We start from the raw sequence: 20,358 nt of genomic DNA, 5'->3' as shown, positions 1-20,358 counted from the left end.
GTGATATCGCCCTATGGACCGGAGAGTAGGGCAATGATTAGGATGGCGACAAAGGGTAATTTCACTGAGTGACAGCTATTTTGAAATTATTCCACTCAATGAAATTTGAAAGGTTTTAGCGAAAAATGGATTCCGATAAACGAAATGAGAAAGCCAGGGAAGTGGGTGTCAGTGCCGTGTCCCGTTTGTTCGCCGTGTTGCGTGCGCTGGGTGATTGCGGTGGCGAGGGCGAGAAGGTCAGCCAGCTGGCCCAGCGGGTTGGCCTGGCACAGCCCACCACACACCGGCTACTGCGCAGCCTGATCGAAGAGGGCATGGTCGACCAGTGTGCGACCAGCAAGCGCTACCGCCTGAGCCTGGATTTCTTTGCCCTGGCGGCCAAGGCCGGGCAGGCCGGCAATTTGCGCGATGTGGTGCGCCCCAGCCTGTTGCGGCTGTCGGCTTCGCTGGGGGATTCGCTGTTTCTGCTGGCGCGTTCGGGGTTTGACGCCGTGTGCCTGGACCGCAGCGAAGGGCCTTACCCGATCCGCACCTTTACCGGCGACATCGGCGGCCGTGTGGCGTTGGGCGTGGGGCAGGGCAGCCTGGCCATTCTGGCTTTCCTGCCTGAGGAAGAACGTGACGAGGTGATCCGTTACAACCTGCCGCGGCTCAAGGATTTTCACCATTACGACGAAGTGCTGCTGCGCGCCGAAATCGACAATGTGCGCAGCCTCGGGTATGCCGGGCGCAATACCGGGGTACTCGACGGCATGGCCGGCCTGGCTGTGCCGATTCTCGACCGCAACGGCCACGCTGTGGCTGCGCTGAGCGTGGCGACCATCAGCGACCGCCTTGGGCCTAACCGCATGCCGACTGTGGTGGCCTTGCTCAAGCGTGAGGCGGCGGCGATCGGCGAGCGGGTGAACCCGTTCGACCCGGTGCTGCGCCGCCCCTCGCATGTGTTTGGCTAAGGCCTATTCCACCGCCTCGGCCACTCCTTGGTCCTCACCCAGGAACCCGCCGCTCTGGTGTTGCCACAGCCGGGCATAGGTGCCCTTTTTCGCCAGCAACTCAGCGTGGGTACCTTGCTCGATGATGCGGCCTTCATCCATCACGATCAGACGGTCCATGGCCGCAATCGTCGACAGCCGGTGGGCGATGGCGATGACGGTTTTGCCTTGCATCATTTCATCCAGGCTTTCCTGAATGGCCACTTCCACTTCCGAGTCCAGCGCGCTGGTGGCTTCGTCCAGCAGCAGGATCGGTGCGTTCTTCAGCATCACTCGGGCAATGGCGATGCGCTGGCGCTGACCGCCGGACAGCTTGATACCGCGTTCACCCACCAGTGTGTCGTAGCCACTGCGGCCTTGGCGGTCACTGAGCTGGCTGATGAACCCATCGGCCTGGGCATTGACCGCAGCAGCGCGGATCTGCGCTTCGGTGGCATCCGGGCGGCCGTAGGCGATGTTGTCGCGGATCGAGCGGTGTAACAGCGAAGTGTCTTGTGTGACCATGCCGATGGCGCTGCGCAGGCTGTCCTGGGTGACCTTGGCGACGTCCTGCCCATCAATGCGGATGACACCGCTGTCCACGTCATAGAAGCGCAGCAGCAAGTTGATCAAGGTGGATTTGCCTGCGCCTGAGCGGCCGACCAGCCCGACCTTTTCGCCTGGGCGAATGTGCAGGCTCAGGTCGTTCAACACCTGGCGCTCGCCGTTGTAGTTGAAGCTGACCTTGTCGAACGTCACTGCGCCGCCCTGGGTCACCAGTTCGCCTGCATCGGTTGCATCCTGCACCTTGGGGCCGCGGGTGAGGGTGGCCATGCCGTCCTGCACGGTGCCGATGCTCTCGAACAACGAGGTCATCTGCCACATGATCCAGTGCGACATCCCGTTGATACGCAGGGCCATGGCGGTGATTGCCGCGACTGCACCGGTGCCGACCTGGCCTTGGTGCCACAGCCACAGCGCATAGCCGCCGGAGCCGAAGATCAAGCCCACCACCAGCGCCTGGTTGACGATTTCGAACTGGCTGACCAGGCGCATCTGGCGAAAGCCGGTCTGCTTGAAGTCCTCCATGGCCGCACGGGCGAAGTGCGCTTCGCGCCTGGAGTGCGAGAACAGCTTTACCGTCGTGATGTTGGTGTAGGCATCGGAAACCCGCCCGGTCATCGACGACCGCGCGTTGGCCTGTTCCTGCCCGACCTTGCCCAGGCGCGGCACGAAGTACAGCATCGCCAGCCCGAACAGAGCCAGCCAGGCAATGAACGGCAGCATCAGCTTCAGGGCAAAACCACCCGCCAGGGCGATGATTGCAATGAAATACACGCCGATACCGGGCAGTATTTCGATGACGGTGAACAGCACCTCGCGTACCGCCAAGGCTGTCTGCATCACTTTGGTAGTGACCCGGCCCGAAAACTCGTCAGAGAAGAACGACAAGCTCTGGCGCAGCATCAGCCGGTGAAAGTCCCAGCGCAACCGCAGCGGCAAGTTGATCGCCAGCACTTGGTGCTGAACCATGGTACGCATTGCCACCAGCCCGATGCTGGCCACCAGGACGATACCGATGCCCCACAACACGCGGCTTTCCTCAGCACCTACGGCGCCCCCGGCCTGCCAGTTCGATAGCAGGTCAACCACCTGGCCGAGGAAGGCAAACAGCCAGGCTTCGTAAACCGATACCCCGGCACTGAGCAGGGCCAGGGCAAGGATATAGCCACGGGCGCCCCGGGTGCAGGCCCACATGAAGCGCAGCAGGCCCACCGGGGGTGGCGGCACTTCGTCAGGGGGGAAGGGGTCGAGCCAGCGTTCAAAAACACGAAACATGTGGGTCTCCGCAAATCAGGTTTTGCTTACCGGGTAACCATACCGCACATCCAGGCATTCGCCTGCCGGCATAACCTTTTCTCATCAAGTCATCGCCCGAAATGTCGCTGTATGCACGGTGAACGAAAGTTCAGGCTTCTGCACTGAGCCGGCTTCGAGCTTTGCGACGCTGCAGCAAGGTCGAGGGTTGACACCCCGCGTGTCGCTCCACCATTATCCAGCCTAATCCACGCAACGGGCTTTCCCCCATGTCCATGTCCAACCACGCCATCTTCGCTTCGGGCTTCATTGCCCAGGCATGCGCGTGCGTTGCCGTTGCCAAGAAATCCAAGAAACAGCCGCTCATCTGACCGAGGCGCGCTGTCTCGTCAGGTGGGCTGACGAGACAGAAGGCGCCAGGTATCCCTGCCAGACCACTTCGACTCTTCACCCTCTGACGCTGACTTTCGGTCAACATCAGGAGTTTTTGCATGTCGAATTTCCGTGGTATCTGGATCGCCCTCGTCACGCCAATGCGCGCCAATGAAATCGACTTTGCCGCCTTGGAAAAGCTGGTGAAGAAGCTGCTCGAGGACGGCGTGGCCGGTTTTGTGGTGTGCGGTACCACGGGTGAGGCGGCGGCACTGTCCAAGGCCGAGCAGCTGGCGGTGCTGGATGCGGTGCTGGCCTGGGTGGAGCCGGGCAGGGTGGTGATGGGCCTGTCGGGTTACAACCTGCGTGAGCTGCTAGCGTTTCAGGCTGAAGTCCAGCAGCGTGACATTGGCGGGTTGCTAGTCCCCGCACCGTGCTACATCCGCCCTTCGCAGGCCGGTCTCGAAGCCTTCTTCGCCACTGTGGCCGATGCCGCCCGCGTGCCGGTGATCGTATACGACATTCCCTATCGCACGGGCGTGCGCATCGAGCGTGAAACCCTGCGCCGAATCGTGCGCCACCCGCGCATTGCAGCGGTCAAGGATTGCAGCGGCGACAGCGAGACCACCCTGTCCCTGATCGAGGATGGCCATGCCCAGGTGCTGGCCGGTGAAGACCTGCAGATCTTCAACAACCTGTGCCTGGGGGGGGCCGGGGCCATTTCAGCCTCCGCGCACGTGCGCGCCGACCTGTATGTGCGCATGCAGCAGCAGGTCGACAGCGGTGACTGGGTGGCAGCGCGTGGCACGTTCTACCAGTTGCTGCCCTGGATCAAGCTGGCGTTTGCCGAGCCCAACCCGACGGTGGTGAAGGCAGCGTTGCAGTTGCAAAACCTGATGGCAGACGAGCTGCGCGAGCCGATGCAAGCGTGCACGGATACGACCCGGGACAGGCTACAACGCGTGCTGGGCTCACTCGGCGCCTGAAGAGGCAGCAGCTGTTGCCGGGTTGACAAGCCGCCACACCCGGCATATACCGTTGGTTGTCAGGAGCTGCGCATCAATGGCGATGCCGCTGCCTCCACCCCGAACCCCAAGAGCAAATGAGCTCTCTCCGCATGCGGAGAGGGCTTTTTGTCGTCCCTGAAAAATAACAACAAGAGGTGTTCAACATGCGTCATGGTGATATTTCCAGCAGCAACGACACCGTCGGTGTGGCCGTGGTCAACTACAAGATGCCGCGCCTGCATACCCGCGATGAAGTGCTCGAAAACGCGAGGAAGATCGCCGACATCATTGTCGGCATGAAGCAGGGGTTGCCGGGCATGGACCTGGTGATTTTCCCGGAGTACAGCCTGCAGGGCATCATGTACGACCCGGCAGAAATGATGGAAACCGCCGTGGCCGTACCCGGCGTGGAAACCGAAGTGTTCGCCCAGGCCTGCCGCAAGGCCAATGTCTGGGGCGTGTTCTCGCTGACCGGCGAACGCCATGAAGAGCACCCGCGCAAGTCGCCCTACAACACCCTGGTGCTGATCGACAACAACGGCGAGATCGTGCAGAAGTACCGCAAGATCATCCCTTGGTGCCCGATCGAAGGCTGGTACCCCGGCGGCCAGACCTACGTTGCCGATGGCCCCAAGGGCTTGAAAATCAGCATGATCATCTGCGATGACGGCAACTACCCGGAAATCTGGCGCGACTGCGCCATGAAAGGCGCCGAGCTGATCGTGCGTTGCCAGGGCTACATGTACCCGGCCAAGGACCAGCAGGTGCTGATGGCCAAAGCCATGGCCTGGGCCAACAACTGCTACGTGGCAGTGGCCAACGCCGCCGGCTTCGATGGTGTGTATTCCTACTTCGGCCACTCGGCGATCATCGGTTTCGATGGCCGCACCCTGGGCGAGTGTGGTGAAGAGGAAATGGGCATTCAGTACGCCCAGCTGTCGATCTCGCAGATTCGCGATGCGCGGCAGAACGACCAGTCACAAAACCACCTGTACAAGATTCTGCACCGCGGTTACAGCGGCATGCATTTGTCCGGCGACGGTGACCGTGGCATCGCCGAATGCCCGTTCGACTTCTACCGCACCTGGGTGCTGGATGCCGAGAAGGCCCGCGAAAATGTCGAGGCCATTACCCGGCGCACCTCGGGGGTGGCGCAGTGCCCGGTTGGCAACCTTCCCTACGACGCGAAGGAAAAGGAAGCCCGCTAAAGGGCGTGCCCGGCGTGCCTGCGGGCACGCTGTTTCACCGTTGAGGGGAAGACCATGCCGTTCTTGAACGACCTGCTGGAGCAGACGCGCCGCGACGCGTCCTCCAGCGCTGCACTGAATGCCGAAAACTGTCACACGCTGACAATCGTCGAAACCCACCTGCGTAGCGAAGACACCCTGCAGTCGCGATTCCGCTTCGATGTCGCCGCTATCATGCAGGTGTTACGCAGCGAAGTACTGGGCCAGGACGAAGCCCTGCAGGCCATCGAAGATGTGCTCACGGTGGTGCGGGCGGATATTCTCGACCCGCGCCGGCCACTGTTCACGGCGTTGTTCCTCGGCCCGACCGGGGTTGGCAAGACCGAGATCGTGCGCGCCCTGGCCCGCGCACTGCACGGTGATGCCGATGCCTTCTGCCGGGTCGACATGAACACGCTGGCCCAGGAGCACTACGCCGCTGCCCTGACCGGTGCGCCGCCGGGCTATGCTGGCGCCAAGGAGGGCCGCACGCTGTTCGACCAGGCGCTGCTCGACGGCAGCCAGGGGCGCCCGGGGATCGTGCTGTTCGATGAGCTGGAAAAGGCCAGCAAGGAGGTGTCCCAGGCGCTGCTCAATGTGTTCGACAATGGCCTGCTGCGCTTGGCTTCCGGGGAAAAGAGCTTCAATTTCCGCAATACCCTGGTGTTCATGACCAGCAACCTGGCGGCAGACGAAATACGCCAGCACCGGCTTGGCCCACTGGCATCGCTGCGGCGTTTGCTGGGGCAGCGGGCAGGGCAACGGGAGCGTTTGCTGGCCGTTGTGCGGCGACGCCTGGTGAAGCGTTTTTCTGCCGAGTTCGTCAACCGCATCGACAGCACCGTGGTGTTCAACGCCATCGAACAGGAAGTGAGCGAGCGCATCGTCGAGCTTGAAGTGTCGCGCCTGAACCGGCGTCTGGCCAAGCATCACTGCCGCCTGCAACTGGATGCGGCAGTGGTCGGCAAGCTGGCCAGCGAAGGGCATGACGTGGAGTTCGGCGCCCGTGCACTCAAGCGGTTCATCCGCCACGAACTGGAGGTGCCGCTGGCCGAGTACCTGCTCGGCAACCGCATCCCCTGCCGGGCCGAAGTGGCCTGCATCACGGTGGCCGGGCACCTCGAGCGCGGGCGTATCCGTTTTTCGGTGCCTACATGATGGCTGCCACAGGACAGTGTGATGAGTAGACAAGACAGGCAATTGAAGGTGGGCTTGCTGTTCGCCGAAAGCGGCGTTACTGCAGCCATCGAGCGCTCGCAGCGCTGCGGTGCGTTGCTGGCGGCAGAACAGGTGAACCGCGAAGGCGGTGTACTTGGCCAGCCGGTGCTGACCCTGGTCGGTGACCCCGGGGGCGACCCGGACCGGTACCGCGACCTGTGCGACGACTATGTGCGCAACCACGGCGTGCGCCTGATGCTCGGCTGCTACATGTCGCATACCCGCAAAGCCGTGATGCCGGTGGTCGAGCGCGCGGATGGCTTGCTGTTCTATCCCACGCCTTACGAGGGTTTCGAGTACTCGCCCAACATCATCTACGGCGGGCCGGCACCCAACCAGAACAGCGCGCCGCTGGCGGCCTACCTGACCCGCCATTATGGTGCCAGGGTCGCCTTCGTCGGCTCGGACTACATCTACCCGCGGGAAAGCAACCACGTCATGCGCCACCTGTACAAGCAGCATGGCGGCGAAGTGGTGGAGGAGGCTTACATGCCACTGTACCCCTCGGCCGATGACCTGGCCCAGGTGGTGGAGCGGGTGGTTCGCGCTGCCCCGGATGTGGTGTTCTCGACCGTGGTCGGTACGGGTACGGCAAGTTTCTATCAGGCATTGGCGCAGCGTTACGGTAATGGTCCTCGGCCGCCCATTGCCAGCCTGACCACCAGTGAGGCCGAAATCGCCGAGATGGGCGCCAAGGTGGCCTGTGGCAACATCGTCGTGGCGCCGTATTTCACCAGTGTCGACTCGCCACAAAGCCACGCGTTCGTCAGCGCGTGTCGGGCGTTTTTCCCTGCTGATGTGCGCATCACCGCCTGGGCCGAGGCCGCCTACAGCCAGATGCGCATGTTGTGCCAGGCGGTGAATGCCACCGGCAGCCTGGAGGTGGAGGTGATCCGCAATCACCTGTACCACGCCAGCTTGGACAGCCCCCAGGGCAGGGTGCATGTGGAGCAGCAGAACAACCATTCGCACCTGTTCGCGCGCATAGGCGAGATCGATGCGAGCGGGCAGATCTGCATCAAATGGCAGTCGCCAGTGGCTATCCGCCCCGACCCCTATGTGGTAGTGCACAACCTCGATGACTGGACGGCGAGCATGGCGGGAGGCGGCCCCTCATGAGCACCTCGAACATCCTGAATACGCTGCGTGAGCTGCATGTCGGCATTGTTTGCCCGCCCAGTGAAATCACCGATGCCCTGGTGTTGCAACTGATGCGCATCGGTTGTTCGGTAAAGCAGTACTGGCCACCGCCCAAGGCGTTCGACACCCACACCGACCTGGTGTTTTGCGGGGTGTTCGAAGGGCGCCACCATGGCGAACTGGGCAAGCTGCTGGCCCAGGGCGGGGTTCGCCTGACCGCTGTCGCGCTGGTTGAGTACGAAAGCCCGACCATCCTCTCGCAGATTCTGGAGCTGGGGTGCCATGGCGTGATCGTGCTGCCGCTGGACAGCCACAAGGTGCTGCCTGCGCTGGTGTGCGCCAGAAGGAATAGCGAAGCCCACGCCCGTTTGATGCAGAAAAACGCCCAGTTACAGGAGCGCCTGGAACACCAGGCCGACATCAACAAGGCCAAGGTCCTGCTGATGGCGGCTCAGGGCTGGCAGGAGCCTGAAGCCCATGCCTACCTGTCGAAAGAGGCAATGAAACAGCGGTTGTCGATGTTGGAAATGGCAAGAAAAACCCTAGAACAATTCGAATGAGAAGAGGTTGCCATGTTGTACGGACTGGTTCTGCTGTATGTGGGTGCGGTGTTGTTCATCAACGGCATCTGGCTGATGGGGCGTATCACCGACCGTGAAGTGGCGGTGATCAACCTGTTTTTCGGGTTGCTCAGCCTGTTGGTGGCGGTCTACCTGATTTTCGTGGTGGGGGCGGCCGAAGGCATCAAGGCGGGTGCCTTGACCATCCTGTTCGCCTTTACCTACCTGTGGGTGGCCGCCAACCAGTTGTTGCAGGTCGATGGCCGCGGGTTGGGCTGGTTCTGCCTGTTCGTCAGCGTGACAGCGCTGGTGGTGACAGTCAGCTCCATCCCGGGCGCCGAGGGCCTGATGAAGGTGTGGGATGTGCTGAACTGGGCCGCGTGGACGGTGTTGTGGTTCAGTTTTTTCCTGTTGTTGGCCTTGGCCAGGAAAATCCAGCGGCTGGTGGCGGTGATGACCCTGGTATGCGCGATCTTCACCGCGTGGGTGCCTGGGTTGCTGATCCTGTGGCAGCAGATGGGCTAAGGGCAACACTATCGCCCTGAAACAGGGCCCGATTCCTGCAGGAGCGGGTAAACCCGCTACTACAGGTCTCAGCCTTCAGAGTCTGCCTCATGGGTGAGGTGCGACTCACGAGATTCACGACCCGAAGAAAACCGTTCCGCTGGGCATGGTGCCTCTGGTGCTTGCGGGTCCGGTGATATCCCACCTTCGGGCTGCAAAAGGTCTTGGGTCGGCAAGCCTGCTGCAGTCAGATGCTCAGCCAGGCCTTGGATTTGATCGGTACCAAGCAACCGGACAGAGATATCAGGCTGGTTCATTGGAGAGTCTGGGGATGGTGTCGACGGCCAGTATAGGGCCCAGAGCGCGGGCATTTTCCGGTTTTTATGACGTCCCGTAAGGCGAGTCGATTGTAAATATCTGCTTTACCGCATATCTGAATCGTCATATATTCGGATTTCCAGATATTGGCCGTACACGCATTTCCCAGGAGGTCACATGCGGGAAACACTGACACCCCCCATCGTTTTCAAATGCCTAGCTGATGACACCCGGGCCCGGATGACCCTGCTGATCGCCCGTGAAGGCGAACTCTGTGTCTGCGAACTTACCCACGCGCTGGAACTGAGCCAGCCGAAGATCTCCCGGCACCTGGCCCAGTTGCGCGAGGCTGGAATCCTGATGGATCGCCGCAAGGGTCAGTGGGTGTACTACCGACTGCACCCCGAACTGCCGCAGTGGGTGGACGCGATACTGAAGGGCGTTGTCGAAGCCAACCAGGAATGGTTGAGCCCCGATGCATTGCGCCTTGCCGAAATGGGCGAGCGGCCGCAGAGCCCTGTTGCCTGTGCTTAAGACTTCCCTTCGCTGATTGAGTTGTAGCCATGCTGATCGCATTTTTGATTTTCCTGGTGACGATCGTTCTCGTCATCTGGCAGCCCAAAGGCCTGGGCGTGGGCTGGAGCGCCGCACTGGGGGCCGTCGTGGCACTGCTGGCGGGCGTCGTGAGCCTGTCCGATATCCCCGTGGTCTGGCAGATCGTCTGGAACGCTACCGCCACTTTCATCGCCGTCATCATCATCAGCCTGCTGCTGGATGAGGCGGGGTTCTTCGAGTGGGCGGCATTGCACGTGGCCCGCTGGGGCAATGGCAGCAGCCGCAAGCTGTTCGCCTTCATCATCCTGCTGGGCGCCGCCGTCTCGGCGCTGTTCGCTAACGACGGTGCGGCACTGATCCTGACCCCGATCGTCATCGCCATGCTGCTGGCCCTGCGCTTCTCCCCGGCGGCGACGCTGGCATTCGTCATGGCGGCGGGCTTCATCGCCGATACCGCGAGCTTGCCGCTGGTGGTATCCAACCTGGTGAACATCGTTTCCGCCGACTACTTTGGCATTGGCTTCAGCGAGTACGCCTCGGTCATGGTGCCGGTGAACCTGGTCAGCATCGCCGCCACGTTGGGCATGCTGCTGTGGTTCTTCCGCAAGGACCTGCCGCGTACCTATGAACTCGACCAACTGAAGGCTCCCGAAGCCGCTATCCGCGACAAGGCGACGTTCGTTGCCGGCTGGTGGGTGCTTGCGCTGTTGCTGGTCGGCTTCTTCGCCATCGAGCCGCTGGGTGTACCAATCAGCGCCATCGCTGCTGCCTGTGCGCTGATCCTCTACCTGATCGCCGCGCGCGGGCACGTTATTTCTACCCGTAAGGTGCTCAAGGACGCGCCTTGGCAGGTCGTGGTGTTCTCACTTGGCATGTACCTCGTGGTCTATGGCCTGCGTAACGCCGGCCTCACCGAGTACCTGACGCAGATCCTCAATGTCTTCGCCGGCTATGGGATCTGGGGCGCATCCCTCGGGACGGGGCTGCTCGCCGCTGGCCTGTCGTCGGTCATGAACAACATGCCCACCGTGCTGGTAGGGGCCTTGTCGATCCATTCTGCCGAAGCCACCGGCATTGTGCGCGAGGCCATGATCTACGCCAACGTCATCGGCTGTGACCTCGGTCCGAAAATCACCCCCATCGGCAGCCTGGCCACCTTGCTGTGGCTGCACGTGCTGGCCCGCAAGAACATCGTCATCACCTGGGGTTACTACTTCCGCACCGGCATCGTCCTGACGCTGCCGATCCTGCTTGCCACCTTGGCCGCATTGGCCATCCGCCTGAGCTTTTGAACCGGAGATACCTGATGAAAGTCTTGTTCATGTGCACCCACAACAGCTGCCGCAGCATTCTGTCCGAGGCGCTGTTCAATCATCTGGCCCCCGAGGGTATGGATGCTGTGAGCTCGGGCAGCTTCCCAAGCGGCAAGGTCAATGAGCGGGCACTGAAAACCTTGGAAGCCGCCGGTATCCCCACCGCTGGTCTTTCAAGCAAGGCCTCGGATGCCTTCGAGAGCTCTCCTCCCGACATCGTTGTCACCGTGTGCGACCGCGCTGCTGGCGAAGCCTGCCCGATCTTCTTCGGTCCATCGCTCAAAGCCCACTGGGGCCTGGCCGACCCTTCGGCGGTCACCGGGAGTGAGGCAGAAATCGAAGAAGCCTTCCAGACCACACTGGCGAAGATCGATGAGCGCGTGCGCGCCTTCATTGCGCTGCCTTTCTCGCAACTGAGCCAAGCTGAACTGAAAGCCGAACTTGCCCGCATCGGCGCGCTGTAGGCCCTGGATTGATGGAGACCGAAATGAACGACCACCTGCCAAATGTCCAACCAGACCTGATTGATCTGCCGTCGCTTGAGCGCCTGGCGCCGAAGGATCCTTCCACACACAAACCGCGCATCCTGCTGCTGTACGGATCGACCCGCGAACGCTCATTCAGCCGCTTGATGGTCCAGGAAGCTGCGCGCCTGCTGGAAGAGTTCGGCGCCGAAACCCGTATTTTCGACCCTTCCGGCCTGCCGCTGCCGGATGACGCTCCGGACTCCCACGAGAAGGTGCTGGAACTCCGCGCGCTGATGCAGTGGTCCGAGGGCCAGGTGTGGTGCTCACCCGAGCGGCACGGCTCAATGAGTGCTGTCTTCAAGGCGCAGATCGATTGGGTACCGCTGGCCATGGGCGCCGTCCGCCCGACCCAGGGCAAGACCCTCGCCGTGATGCAGGTTTGCGGTGGCTCGCAGTCTTTTAACGTGGTGAACCAACTGCGTGTGCTTGGCCGCTGGATGCGTATGTTTACCATCCCGAACCAGTCGTCGGTGCCGAAAGCCTTCCTGGAGTTCGATGAGGCCGGGCGCATGAAGCCGTCTTCTTTCTACGATCGACTGGTCGACGTGATGGAGGAATTGACCAAGTTCACGCTGCTGCTGCGTGATCGCCAGGATTATTTGGTAGATCGCTACTCCGAGCGCAAAGAGTCGGCGGAAGAACTATCCAAGAGAGTCAATATCCGGTCTATTTGAGGTCATGAGCATGTCGTATTCTTACTCATTGAAATCGTTGCCCCACACTCCGGGTGAACTGATTTTTACACCTTGTCCGGGCACGCCGTGGCGATGGTTACCCTGATGTCGGATACAGAACTTCAGTAAAACGGCATTGGCGGCGCCTGGGTTTCCAGCACATCGGTACTTTTGCGCAGGTCGGATTCAAGCTCGATGCTTGGCATGGTGTGGGGTATTGGCGGTTTTTGATTTCGCAGACGAAGGCCTTCGCACCGAGGCTCCAATGAGCTTCCTATCTCAAATCCCAAGGCCACGTTAGAGCGTCCCAGTGGGTTTAGCTGTCTTGCGCGAAAGGCAGCTATGGGTCGATAGCTGCCGGTCGTGAATGACCGCTATCGACCCATAGCGGACATTGGCTGCGAGCCACTGATATTTCGGTTGAGCGTTAATGCGAAAGGTGCGACAACGCCTGGATGACTTTTACCGTCATTTTTCAATGCTGATCGTCCCCGTCAACCTGCAAGATGAGATAATTCGCTACTTCAAGTATTTGCCATCAAGGAACGGACATGGCACTGACCAGCAAGATCGCTCTCTACAACCCCGCATGGCCCCTCCAATTTCTGGCAGACAAGTCACTCATCGCTTCGGCCTTTGGCGATGAACTGGTTGCCATACACCACGTTGGAAGCACTTCTGTTCCAGGTCTCGCGGCGAAGCCCGAGATCGATGTACTCATCGAGGTCCGCGATCATTGCAATGTCTCGGCGCGAGACGAGGTGTTAAAGGATTTGGGGTATGTTCGAGGAAGTGACCTATCGGAAGGGCATTATTTTTACCGACGAAATGTGGATGGGATCCGCACGCACAAGCTCCACGTTTGTTCCCGCGACCACATTTCGATCACTCAGATGCTTGGGTTCAGAGATTTGCTCAGGAGCGATGCCTCGATCCGCCAGCAGTATGAAGCGCTGAAGCTTCAGTTGGAGTCGAGCAATACTGGTGGAATGGCTGAATATCTTGATAAAAAGGGACCATTCATTACCGCCGCGCTCATGAACGCTGGTATCCATGGTTGAATGATCGTTGGGCCGCAAGGGAACTCCATTTTAGAATGTCCACTATGGGTCGAAAGCAGCCGTTCACGCGTGTCCGCTTTCGCCCTTGGCAGGCATAGCGTTCGCTGCTGATTTGGGCACTTCAGTAGGTCTAAACCCATCAGAGCCAACAACCCTTGAGATTGCGCCTTGCGTTGGCGCAGACTCGATCAGCCCGGTCATGGCTTGGGCCACAGGCATGCCGAAGGGGTTGCGCGCCTGATTGACGCGCACCTTGCCTCCTGACGGTCGTTTCAAGCTGCCGTAGCCACGACTGGCCTGGCCTCGCCAATCAGGATGTCTTCAAAAAACGCCCCGACGGGTTCGGTAGGGTGGCACAACTGTATTTCCAGTACCCATACCACCTCGCTAGGGACGATCTCTATCTCGGCCAGTTTGTCCTGCCCATAAAGCACATGGGGGAAATCGGCGATGCGGTGCCCGGCCAGGTTGCGCTCGAGCTGCCAGCCTTTGGCCTGGGCACTGCGCTCGGCGAAGTCATACAGTTCGCGCCCCGTCAGCCCACGCCCCCAGGCCTGACGGGTTTCGTCGAACACGTCATGCAATGCCTTGACGCAGGCGTGGTGCAGTGCGTGCTCGCCGAACACGAAGGTGTCCCCATAGTCACCTTCGTAGCCATCCCAGACCGGGCCGACGTCGACCACGACGATATCCGTAGTGCGTAGTACGCGTTGAAGATCAATACCTTGCCGGGGGGTACGCACGGTGTCATCACCGAAGCGGATGTAGGTGGGGTGCCAGGTGTGCGATGCGCCCATGGCCTGCAGGGTTTGTGCGGCCATCTCAAGCGCCTGGGCAGTGGTCATGCCGACCTGCAGTTGGCTGGCAATCGCGGCCACGGCCCGTACCGACTGCTCGCGGGCTGCAAGCATGCCGTCCAGCGAATAGCGCGGGCCGACCTTTTCCAGCTCTGGGTGCAGTGTACTGGCCGATGAGGCCTGCGCTGCCGGTGTGCCACTGGCGACGAAGGCTTCGGCGACAAAACGATGGGGGTGTACGCCTGCGGCAATGCAGTGTTCGCGGGCCTGGCTGATCATTGTGGCATTTCCGCAGGCGTAGACCTGGGTATCGGCCCAGCGATGCGGGTGGGCCAGCGCGGCCTGCTGCACTTGCGCCTGGTCCGAGCGTATCGGGTACCAGCGAAAGTGAGGGTGCGCACGGCTGGCCTGTTCGAGAAAATCATGGTCGTAGAAATCCGCTTGCGATGAACCGCCCCAATACAGCGTGACCTCGGCATCGCGGGCCAAGGCAGTCAGCAGCAGGGGCTTGATACCGGCATACCCTGTGCCGGTGGCGAACAGCACCAACGGGTGTTGGTCCTCGTGTTGCCAGGTGCACGCGCCCAGTGGGCCTTCGAGCGTTACTGAAGCACCTGCTTGCAGGGCGGGCAGCACGCCTTCGGAGAACAGGCCACCGCTGACCTTGCGAATGTGAAACACCAGTTGCCCCTGTTCCAGGGCCGGCAGGTTGGCAATGGAGAAACAGCGGCTGTCGCCATTGCCCAGCTGGAACCGCACATACTGGCCAGCCCGAACATCCAGTGGCTGGGCAGGCTGCAGCACGAGCTCGACGATATCTGTGCTCAGCGCGCGCTGGCCAACCACCTGGGCGCCGACTTCCAGTGCCGGGGTATCCAGTGACCAGCCGGGTATCTCCAGGCGCATGTCGCTGCAGGCGTGGCTCTGGCACAGCAGCATCTCGTCGGCAGCCAGGGGATAGGAGGGGGCCGGTGTGTCCGCATCTCGCTGCTTGTCGTGATACTGCCCCGACACCACCTTGACCTTGCACGAGCCACAGGCGCCTCGGCGGCAGGAGAAGGGTACCGGCAGGCCGCTGGCGAGCATGGCATCGAGCAGCAATTCGTGGCTGGCTTCGAACGTTTTGCCCGAGGGCGACAATTCAATGACGTGGCGGCTTTGCATGAACACCTCGGCTCAAATGGAGCTTCCGATTGTTGCTATAGTCCAGGACCAGCAGAACCTCCAGATTTGGATAATTCACATGGTCCAGCTTCGTAAATGGCAGCCGCTGCTCAAACTCGACGGGGTGCAAGCTTCGTACCGGCAGATTGTCGAGGGCTTGGTGGCTGCGATCAGCGAGGGTCGCCTGCGCCCTGGCACGCCCTTGCCGGGCACGCGGGAGATGGCGCAATTGCTGAACGTCAACCGCAAGACGGTGATCCTGGCCTATGAGGAAGCCGAAACCAAAGGCTGGCTGCAAAGCGTGCAGCGCCGGGGCACCTTTGTCAGTCAGCAACTGGCGGCCAGCGCACGGGCCGAACATGATGCCACCCGGCGCTTTGCCCTGGCGCTGCCCGAGGAACCCGCCGTTGCCTACTTTGCGGCGAACGAGCAGGCCGCCGCGCAGCAGGGGCGGCCAGGTGCGTTGTTTTTCGACAACGGTGCGTGTGACCACCGCCTGCTGCCGCAGGCTGTACTGCACCGCTATTACCGCAATGCCTTGCGCAGCAGCTTCACCAGCAACAGCGTGCGCCACGGCAGTGAATGCAGCAGCCGCTACCTGCGCAGCGCCCTGGCCGACATGCTGCGGCACAATCGCAGCCTGAACGTTGGCGCCGAGCATATCTGCCTGACCCAGGGGGTGCAGATGTCGTTGTCGCTGGTGGCCAGCGTGTTGCTCAAGCCGGGTGATGTTGTGCTGGTCGAGCGCCTGAGTTATCCGCCTGCGTGGGAGATTTTCCGTCAGCGGGGTGCCCGGCTGGTCACTGTGGAACTGGACCATGAGGGCTGCCGGGTCGATCAGCTCGATGCCCTGTGCAGGCAGCACAAGGTACGGATGATGTACATCACGCCCCATCACCAGTTCCCCACCACGGTCAGCCTGCCGGCCGGGCGCCGGCAGCAGTTGCTGGAGCTGGCGCGCCAGCACGACTTTTGCGTGGTCGAGGAAGACTACGACTACGAATACCACTTCTCCGGGCGGCCCTACCTGCCTTTGGCCAGCGACCGCCAGCAGCGGCATGTGATCTACATTGGCACGATGTCCAAGCCCTTGGGCAGCACGTTCCGCTGCAGTTATATCGTGGCGCCCGTGGAGGTGATTGCCGTGCTGGAGCGCAGGGCGACGCTGACCTTGGGGCAGGGCGATGCGGTGATGCAGCGCATGCTGGCGGACTTGATCAATGAGGGCGAGCTGAAGAAGCACTTGCGCCGGGTCAACCGTGAGTACCGTCGACGCCGTGAGACCCTGTTGGCGTGTTTGCACGAAGCGTTTGGCGAGCACATTTGCGTACAGGAGCCGGAGGGGGGACTGGCGCTGTGGGTGCGCTTTGCCGACGAAATCAATGTGGATGAGTTGGTCGAGAAAGCACTGGAGCTGGACCTGGTGGTGCGCAGTGGGCGGCAGTTTTCCCCGTTTGGCCATGCCGAGAACGCCCTGCGCCTGGGGTTTGCTTCGCTGGATGTGGATGAGATCCGGCTGGCCACGCAACGTTTGGCACAGGCCGCACAGCGGCCCCCTTGTCGAGCCGCTATCGCCGCCGCCACACCTCGCCTTGCTCGCTGACCACCCAAGGCCTGTCCGCCGCATCGATCAGCACCCCGCCAACCCAACGCGGTGCGGGGTTGCAATCAAGCCACTGTACCTTCCCGGCAAGCACCTGTTCGGCAAGCGGGCTCAGCCGCAATTGCCGCTGTGCCCAGGCCTCCCCAGGGCCTCGCCTTTAACGGTGTAGCGTACCGGGTTGCAAACGATAGTTTACCCATGCCGTGTGGCACGCCTTATAGTGGCGGGCTTTTCCAGGTTCAAGTCAAAGGAATGGCCACTATGCGTGTACGAACCCTGCTTGCGGCAATCGGTGCCAGCGTTGCCCTGTCTTCGGCGTTAGCCGCACCAGGCCAATCAGTACCTATGGCTGATGAACGCATTTCTGTGCAGGTCGAGGGCGCCGGGCCAGACGTTATCCTGATCCCTGGGTTGGCCTCATCGCGTGAAGTATGGGCAGGGCTTGCCAGTGCGCTGCGCCAGCAGCACCGCCTTCATCTGGTGCAGGTTGCAGGTTTTGCCGGCGCGCCTGCCGTGCCCGCTGCGCAGGGGCGCGTGGCAGCTCCCGTGGCCGAGGCAGTCGCAGGCTACATTCGCAGCCAGCACCTGGAGGCACCGGCCATCATTGGTCATTCGCTGGGCGGCGAGGTTGCGCTGATGCTCGGCGCGCGTCACCCCGAGCAGGTGGGGCGGCTGATGGTGGTCGACGCGCTGCCGTTCTACACGTTATTGATCGATCCGGCGGCAACCGCTGAAACGGCAGCACCACAGGCTGCCGCCTTGCGCGATGCGATGTTGGCGGCACCGGCAGCGCAGGCCGAAACGATGCAGCGGGCAGCCATCGACCGGTTGGCCAAGACCACAGCGGCCAGGCCTGCACTGGTTGAGGCAGCGCTGCGCTCGGACCGCAAGACGGTAGCCGATGCCACCCATGAACTGATGACCACCGACTTGCGCCCGGAACTCGGGCGTATCCAGGCACCGGTAGAGGTCGTGTATGCCTATGATCCCCTGTATGGCATACCCGCGACCCGTGTTGATGCAACCTTCGCTGATGCCTATGCCGGCACGCGGGGCATCAGTTTCAAGCGGATCGACGGCAGCTTCCACTTCGTCATGCTGGATCAACCCCAGGCGTTCGCCGAGGCAGTGGTCGATTTCCTCGGTCGCTGAGTTTTTGTTGGCGCTTGGCCGATCATCAATGCGCAGCCGTCGGCAGCATGCCTGAGCGTTGGGCGTTGTGTGCGGCTTCAATCAACTGCAGATTGCGATTGCGCAGCGCGTGGTTGGCCCCGACACGCAGGTTGGAACGCAGCGCCAGCGTCTCTGCCTGTTCAAACTGCCCTTGCTGCAGGCGCAGAACGCCAAGGTAGTGCAAGGTTGCCGGGTTGTTCGGCTGGATGTGCAGCGCGCGCTCAAGGGTTGCCGCAGCCTGGTCCAGTTTGCCGTCGGCATACTGCTGCGAAGCCGTTTCGATCAGCACGGTCGATGCCGTGTTGCTGCGTGCAGGCGCCGAGCGCTCGCCGGCCAGCGAGTGGGTTGTTGCCACTACGCTCAACAACAAAAGCAAGGCTGACAGGGCAGGTGTGCTGGGCATTGGCAGTGAACTCGACAGGTCTTTGGCAAGCCGCTCGCGGGTAAGGGGCGAGGGGTCGCTATAGACCGGGAACCCGGGATGAAGTTCAAGCGTGGGCGGCGCACTGCCGCCGCTCCCGCCCCTGGGCTGGGCAACATCTGTTCGGTTACCGCCCATAACCGCTTCCAGGCACCTCAAGCCTGCGCCGGCACCTCCGATAGCAGCACACCCACCGTCGAATCATCGACCAGAAGTGGTGCCAACCAGGAGTACTGCCCGCATGCTTGCCAACCTGAAGATACGTACCGGAATGTTCTGGGTATTGTCGCTGTTCAGCCTGACCTTGCTGTTTTCTACCGTGAGCGCCTGGTGGGCAGCTGTGGGCAGTGACCAGCAGATCACCGAACTGGACCAGACCGCACACCAGTCGGACCGGTTGAACAATGCGTTGCTCATGGCGATTCGTTCCAGTGCCAATGTGTCCTCGGGTTTCATCGAGCAGTTGGGTGGCCATGACGAGAGCGCAGGCAAGCGCATGGCGCTGTCGGTCGAGCTGAACGACAAGAGCCAGAAGCTGGTCGACGAATTTGTCGAAAGCGCGCGCGAGACCGCCCTTCGCACACTGGCTATCGAGCTGCAGGCTACCTTTGCCGAGTACGCCAAGGCGGTGGCGGGGCAGCGGGAAGCGACCCGCCAGCGTTCGCTGGAGCAGTACTTCAAGGTCAACAGCGATGCCGGCAATGCCATGGGCCGGTTGCAGGCGTTGCGTCAGCAACTGGTTGGCGCACTGAGTGAGCGGAGCCAGCAGATCATGCTTGAGTCCGACCGGCGCCTGGCCCGTGCGCAATGGTTGAGCCTGGGCCTGCTGGGTGTGACCTTGCTGTTGGCGGTGCTGTGCTGGGCCTTCATTGCCCAGCGGGTACTGCGCCCGTTGCGTGAAGCCGGTCGGCATTTCCAGCGCATTGCCGGTGGCGACCTGAGCGTGCCGGTGCAAGGCCAGGGCACTAACGAGATCGGCCAGCTGTTCCATGAGCTGCAACGCATGCAGCAGAGCCAGCGCGATACCCTTGGGCAAATCGACCACTGCGCCCGGCAGCTGGACGCTGCTGCCACGGCTTTGAACGCAGTCACCGAGGAAAGCGCCAACAACCTGCGCCAGCAGGGGCAGGAGCTGGAGCAGGCCGCTACCGCCGTGACCGAAATGACCACGGCTGTGGAGGAGGTTGCACGTAATGCCATCACCACTTCGCAGACCACCAGTGAGTCCAACCAGCTGGCCGCACAAAGCCGTCGTCAGGTCAGCGACAACATCGACGGCACCGAGGCCATGACCCGCGAGATCCAGACCAGCAGTGCGCACCTTGAGCAGTTGGTCGGGCAGGTACGGGATATCGGCAAGGTGCTGGAGGTGATCCGCTCGGTGTCCGAGCAAACCAACCTGCTGGCGCTCAATGCCGCCATCGAGGCCGCCCGCGCGGGTGAGGCCGGCCGTGGCTTCGCGGTGGTGGCGGATGAAGTGCGCACATTGGCCTACCGCACACAACAGTCGACCCAGGAAATCGAGCAGATGATCGGCCGCGTGCAGGCCGGTACCGAGGCCGCAGTGGCTTCGATGCAAGCCAGTACCAACCGTGCCCAGTCGACGCTGGACGTGACCCTGGCCTCAGGGCAGGTGCTGGAGGGCATCTACAGTGCGATCGGCGAAATCAACGAGCGCAACCTGGTCATTGCCAGTGCGGCCGAAGAGCAGGCCCAAGTGGCGCGGGAGGTGGACCGTAACTTGCTGAACATTCGCGAGCTGTCGAACCACTCGGCGGCGGGCGCACAGCAAACCAGCGAAGCGAGCAAGGCGCTGTCGGGGTTGGTCGGGCAGATGACAGCGCTGGCGGGCAGGTTCAGGTTGTGACGTTCAGTGCAGGGTGCGCCTGTGTGCAGACGCGGGCTTGCCTACAAGGGGCTGCACAGCAGCCCCGGC

General features: G+C 61.8%; 19 protein-coding genes. 15 read left to right on the top strand and 4 right to left on the bottom strand.

Translation table 11 applies throughout. The annotated features are described in order from the left end of the window. Positions 1-125: 125 nt before the first annotated feature. Complete coding sequence (locus tag B9A31_RS15760; RefSeq protein WP_026020493.1) at positions 126-953, top strand: IclR family transcriptional regulator; 828 nt, start codon at positions 126-128, stop codon at positions 951-953. A 3-nt stretch (positions 954-956) separates the two neighbouring features. Here B9A31_RS15760 and B9A31_RS15755 read toward each other — a convergent pair whose 3' ends face one another. Next, a complete protein-coding gene (locus tag B9A31_RS15755) occupies positions 957-2,810 on the bottom strand; it encodes an ABC transporter ATP-binding protein (RefSeq protein ID WP_019099342.1) in 1,854 nt (617 codons plus the stop codon). A gap of 130 nt (positions 2,811-2,940) precedes the next feature. Next, entirely contained in the window at positions 2,941-3,282 is a 342-nt protein-coding gene (locus B9A31_RS27320; RefSeq protein WP_178092347.1) for a hypothetical protein, read from the bottom strand. Between B9A31_RS27320 and dapA the strand changes: the two genes are divergently transcribed. From dapA to B9A31_RS15690, 11 genes are all read left to right on the top strand, one after another. Beyond that, complete coding sequence (gene dapA / locus B9A31_RS15750; protein ID WP_084297132.1) at positions 3,281-4,147, top strand: 4-hydroxy-tetrahydrodipicolinate synthase; 867 nt, start codon at positions 3,281-3,283, stop codon at positions 4,145-4,147. The two genes, B9A31_RS27320 and dapA, sit on opposite strands and share 2 nt — an antisense overlap. Positions 4,148-4,332: 185 nt before the next feature. Then, on the top strand, positions 4,333-5,376 hold the full coding sequence (locus B9A31_RS15745) for an aliphatic amidase (RefSeq protein ID WP_027609037.1): 1,044 nt from the start codon (positions 4,333-4,335) through the stop codon (positions 5,374-5,376). A 54-nt stretch (positions 5,377-5,430) separates the two neighbouring features. Further along, complete coding sequence (locus B9A31_RS15740; protein ID WP_019099347.1) at positions 5,431-6,552, top strand: AAA family ATPase; 1,122 nt, start codon at positions 5,431-5,433, stop codon at positions 6,550-6,552. 21 nt (positions 6,553-6,573) lie between these two features. Continuing rightward, the gene (locus B9A31_RS15735; RefSeq protein ID WP_084297131.1) at positions 6,574-7,731 is read left to right on the top strand and encodes a transporter substrate-binding domain-containing protein; all 1,158 of its coding nucleotides are present in this window, start codon (positions 6,574-6,576) and stop codon (positions 7,729-7,731) included. Then, positions 7,728-8,312: an ANTAR domain-containing response regulator gene (locus tag B9A31_RS15730; RefSeq protein ID WP_019099349.1), complete on the top strand. Its 585-nt coding sequence runs from the start codon at positions 7,728-7,730 to the stop codon at positions 8,310-8,312. The genes B9A31_RS15735 and B9A31_RS15730 overlap by 4 nt, the downstream gene beginning before the upstream one ends. A gap of 12 nt (positions 8,313-8,324) precedes the next feature. Beyond that, the gene (locus B9A31_RS15725) at positions 8,325-8,837 is read left to right on the top strand and encodes an AmiS/UreI family transporter (RefSeq protein WP_084297130.1); all 513 of its coding nucleotides are present in this window, start codon (positions 8,325-8,327) and stop codon (positions 8,835-8,837) included. Positions 8,838-9,311: 474 nt separating this feature from the next. Beyond that, positions 9,312-9,668 carry a metalloregulator ArsR/SmtB family transcription factor gene (locus tag B9A31_RS15720; protein WP_025753212.1) on the top strand — a complete coding sequence of 119 codons (357 nt, stop codon included), beginning with the start codon at positions 9,312-9,314 and terminating at the stop codon, positions 9,666-9,668. 29 nt (positions 9,669-9,697) lie between these two features. Then, positions 9,698-10,981 (top strand): arsenic transporter, encoded by a 1,284-nt coding sequence (locus B9A31_RS15715; RefSeq protein WP_019099351.1) that lies wholly within the window; start codon positions 9,698-9,700, stop codon positions 10,979-10,981. A 14-nt stretch (positions 10,982-10,995) separates the two neighbouring features. Further along, on the top strand, positions 10,996-11,466 hold the full coding sequence (locus B9A31_RS15710; RefSeq protein ID WP_019099352.1) for an arsenate reductase ArsC: 471 nt from the start codon (positions 10,996-10,998) through the stop codon (positions 11,464-11,466). A gap of 23 nt (positions 11,467-11,489) precedes the next feature. Further along, the gene (arsH, locus tag B9A31_RS15705) at positions 11,490-12,203 is read left to right on the top strand and encodes an arsenical resistance protein ArsH (protein WP_025753211.1); all 714 of its coding nucleotides are present in this window, start codon (positions 11,490-11,492) and stop codon (positions 12,201-12,203) included. Between the two features lie 551 nt (positions 12,204-12,754). Further along, positions 12,755-13,264, top strand: a complete 510-nt coding sequence (locus tag B9A31_RS15690; protein ID WP_019097707.1) for a GrpB family protein — start codon at positions 12,755-12,757, stop codon at positions 13,262-13,264. A gap of 272 nt (positions 13,265-13,536) precedes the next feature. Here B9A31_RS15690 and B9A31_RS15685 read toward each other — a convergent pair whose 3' ends face one another. Further along, the gene (locus B9A31_RS15685; RefSeq protein ID WP_025753210.1) at positions 13,537-15,225 is read right to left on the bottom strand and encodes an NAD(P)H dependent flavin oxidoreductase family protein; all 1,689 of its coding nucleotides are present in this window, start codon (positions 15,223-15,225) and stop codon (positions 13,537-13,539) included. 79 nt (positions 15,226-15,304) lie between these two features. Between B9A31_RS15685 and B9A31_RS15680 the strand changes: the two genes are divergently transcribed. Further along, entirely contained in the window at positions 15,305-16,828 is a 1,524-nt protein-coding gene (locus tag B9A31_RS15680) for a MocR-like pyridoxine biosynthesis transcription factor PdxR (protein ID WP_019099355.1), read from the top strand. A gap of 261 nt (positions 16,829-17,089) precedes the next feature. After that, positions 17,090-17,980: an alpha/beta fold hydrolase gene (locus B9A31_RS15670; protein WP_025753208.1), complete on the top strand. Its 891-nt coding sequence runs from the start codon at positions 17,090-17,092 to the stop codon at positions 17,978-17,980. A 25-nt stretch (positions 17,981-18,005) separates the two neighbouring features. On the opposite strand, the gene B9A31_RS15665 is transcribed toward B9A31_RS15670, so the two are convergent. Continuing rightward, positions 18,006-18,404 (bottom strand): tetratricopeptide repeat protein, encoded by a 399-nt coding sequence (locus tag B9A31_RS15665; protein ID WP_019099475.1) that lies wholly within the window; start codon positions 18,402-18,404, stop codon positions 18,006-18,008. A gap of 259 nt (positions 18,405-18,663) precedes the next feature. On the opposite strand from B9A31_RS15665, the gene B9A31_RS15660 reads away from it, so the two are divergent. Then, a complete protein-coding gene (locus tag B9A31_RS15660; RefSeq protein WP_019099476.1) occupies positions 18,664-20,289 on the top strand; it encodes a methyl-accepting chemotaxis protein in 1,626 nt (541 codons plus the stop codon). Positions 20,290-20,358 lie beyond the last annotated feature (69 nt).

It is taken from the genome of Pseudomonas sp. URIL14HWK12:I5 (assembly GCF_900176445.1).
Lineage (GTDB): Bacteria > Pseudomonadota > Gammaproteobacteria > Pseudomonadales > Pseudomonadaceae > Aquipseudomonas > Aquipseudomonas monteilii.
The sequence above is the reverse complement of the archived record's forward strand: the minus strand, read 5'-3'. Positions and strand labels throughout refer to the sequence as shown.